Source organism: Streptomyces sp. NPDC088194 (assembly GCF_040702025.1).
Taxonomy (GTDB): Bacteria; Actinomycetota; Actinomycetes; order Streptomycetales; family Streptomycetaceae; genus Actinacidiphila.
Map to the genome: position 1 here is coordinate 1 of NZ_JBFBIV010000209.1, position 2,162 is coordinate 2,162.

The 2,162-nt window shown below is 70.1% G+C and carries 1 protein-coding gene; it reads right to left on the reverse strand.

What is annotated here, in order from left to right:
- Nucleotides 1-1,928, reverse strand: a 1,928-nt coding sequence (locus tag AB0399_RS40410; RefSeq protein WP_366414687.1) for an alkaline phosphatase family protein, incomplete at its 3' end; no start/stop codon positions are given.
- Nucleotides 1,929-2,162: the final 234 nt, after the last annotated feature.

Sequence of the window (2,162 nt, forward strand, 5' to 3'; positions counted from 1 at the left end):
GGAAGCGGAGACGCAGGCGGCAGCGGAGACGCAGGCGGGTCCGGAGGCGCGGTCGGTGCGTGACGGTGGCGCAGGGCGAGGTACAGCCCGCCGCCGCCGACCAGCAGCACACCGGCGGTGATCCCGAGCGGCAGGGCAGCCGAGCCGCTCCCGGACCCCGCGAAGTCCTGGGTGGCGGCCGAGCCGCCGCCGGTTCCGGCCGACGCGGAGTTCGCGGCAGCCTCCACGGCGGCCGAGCGGTGCAGGTGCCGGACGGACTTCACCGAGCCGTCGCTGTTGAGCAGCACCTGGCGGTCGTTCGGGTGCTTGAAGTCGAATGCGCCGGTGAGGTTGCCCGCGCGGGTGTCGAAGGACGCGTCGCCGATCCGGCCCGCGTGCCAGTTGTCCTCGATGAAGCGGGTGATCGAGGCCTGCTCGGTGCGGGTGTGGTCGACCGCGTTGACCTTGCTGTAGGGGGAGACGACCAGCAGCGGCTGGCGGGTGCCGGGGCCGCAGCGGTCGGCGTAGCCGCCCATGGCGGCCGGTCCCCCCTGGCATGCCGGGCTGTCCAGGGACTTGCCGTTGGAGCCGGCCGTGGTGTCCTTCGAGCCGTTGGCCACCTTGGCGTAGGCGTGGTCGTACCAGCCGTCGGAGTCGTCGTAGGCGATGACGACCGCGGTGTCCTGCCACTGCGGGGAGGACTGGATGGCGTTGATCTCGCTGACCAGGAAGTGCTGCTCGTCGATCGGGTCGGAGTAGCCCGCGTGGCCGTCCTGGTAGGAGGCAGCCTTCAGGAAGCTCACGGCCGGCAGCCTGCCCGCCGAGAGGGCGGCGGAGAAGTCGGTGAGGTCGTAGTTGTGGTTCGCCTGGCCGTTGTGGCCGATCTCGGCCACGTTCTTCGGCGGCAGGTGGTGCGGGTTCGCCGTCGACTTGTAGTACTGGAACGGGTCGTGGTGCGCGCTGTAGTCGACCGAGGCCGCGCCGCCGACGTTGGGGTGCGTGGTGCCCTGGCAGTCGGCGTAGTCGCTCTGACTGCCGTCCCACACGGTGGAGGGGCGGAAGCCGCCCTGGAACCAGCCCCAGGACACGTCCTTGGCGTTGAGCAGGTCGCCGATGTTCTTGCCGGTCAGCGCCGCCAGCGCGTTGGTGCTGGTGTGGCTGTTGTCGGCGCAGTCGTCGTAGGCCGGGTCCGGGTCGTTGATCATGGTGCCGACGCCCTTGGCGTCCGGCGAGACGACCGCGTACGGGTCGGGGGTGGCGGTCTGCTTCGGGTTCTCGGTGCCGGTCGACGGGTCCATGGAGATCACGCCGTGCGTCTGGCCGGAGACGAGCTCGATCGCGCCGGGGGTGGACGGGCCGTACGCCGAGCTGTAGGAGTTGTCGCCGAGCGTGTAGTGCTGGGCGTAGTTCCACAGCGCGGTGACGGTGTTGCCGTCGTAGTAGTCCATCACCAGTCCGGGTTCGCCGAAGAGATTGCCCGAGCACTTGCTGGTCTCGGTGTTCTCCACGTACGCGTCGGACTTGCCGTTGTCGGCCGCGTACTGCTCCGGGCCGTAGGAGTGGTTCTGGTCGCAGGTGACGGCCTGGGACGGGCTCAGCCGCGTCGGCGGGTACTGGTTCGGGTTCTTCGTCAGCAGCCCCGCGTGGCGGGCGGTGTCGATGTCCTTGGGCGTGTGCCGGTCGGCCGTGAACGGGGTGCCGTCGGTGTTCGCCGCCACTGGATACGCGCCGAAGTAGTGGTCGAACGACTCGTTCTCGTCGTAGATGACGACCACGTGCTTGATCGGAGTGGCGGTCGCGCCGCCGCCCCCGTGGTGAGCCGTGTCGGCCCCGGCCGGCGCGGCTCCGCCCAGCAGTACGAGCGCTGCCGATCCCGCCAATGCCCCCCAGCGCGCCGCTCGTAGCCGCGAGCTCCCTGGTCTTCTGGTCGTACCGCTCGTCCCACGCATACCTGGTCAGCCTCCGCAGTGTGGTGCTCTTCGGCGTGCCGTCGATGAATGTTCACCTGCTGTACATGATCGTCCCATTGGGAGGAGCATGACAATCCCCCGGCGCGCCGCGTGTCCCCGCCGGAGGCGAGCCGCCGACGGTGCTCGTTCAGGTGAGCAGGGCGCGGCCGAGCCAGTCGGTGCGGTCGTGGACGCCGGGTAGTGCGAAGAAGTAGCCGCCGCCGTAGGGGGTGA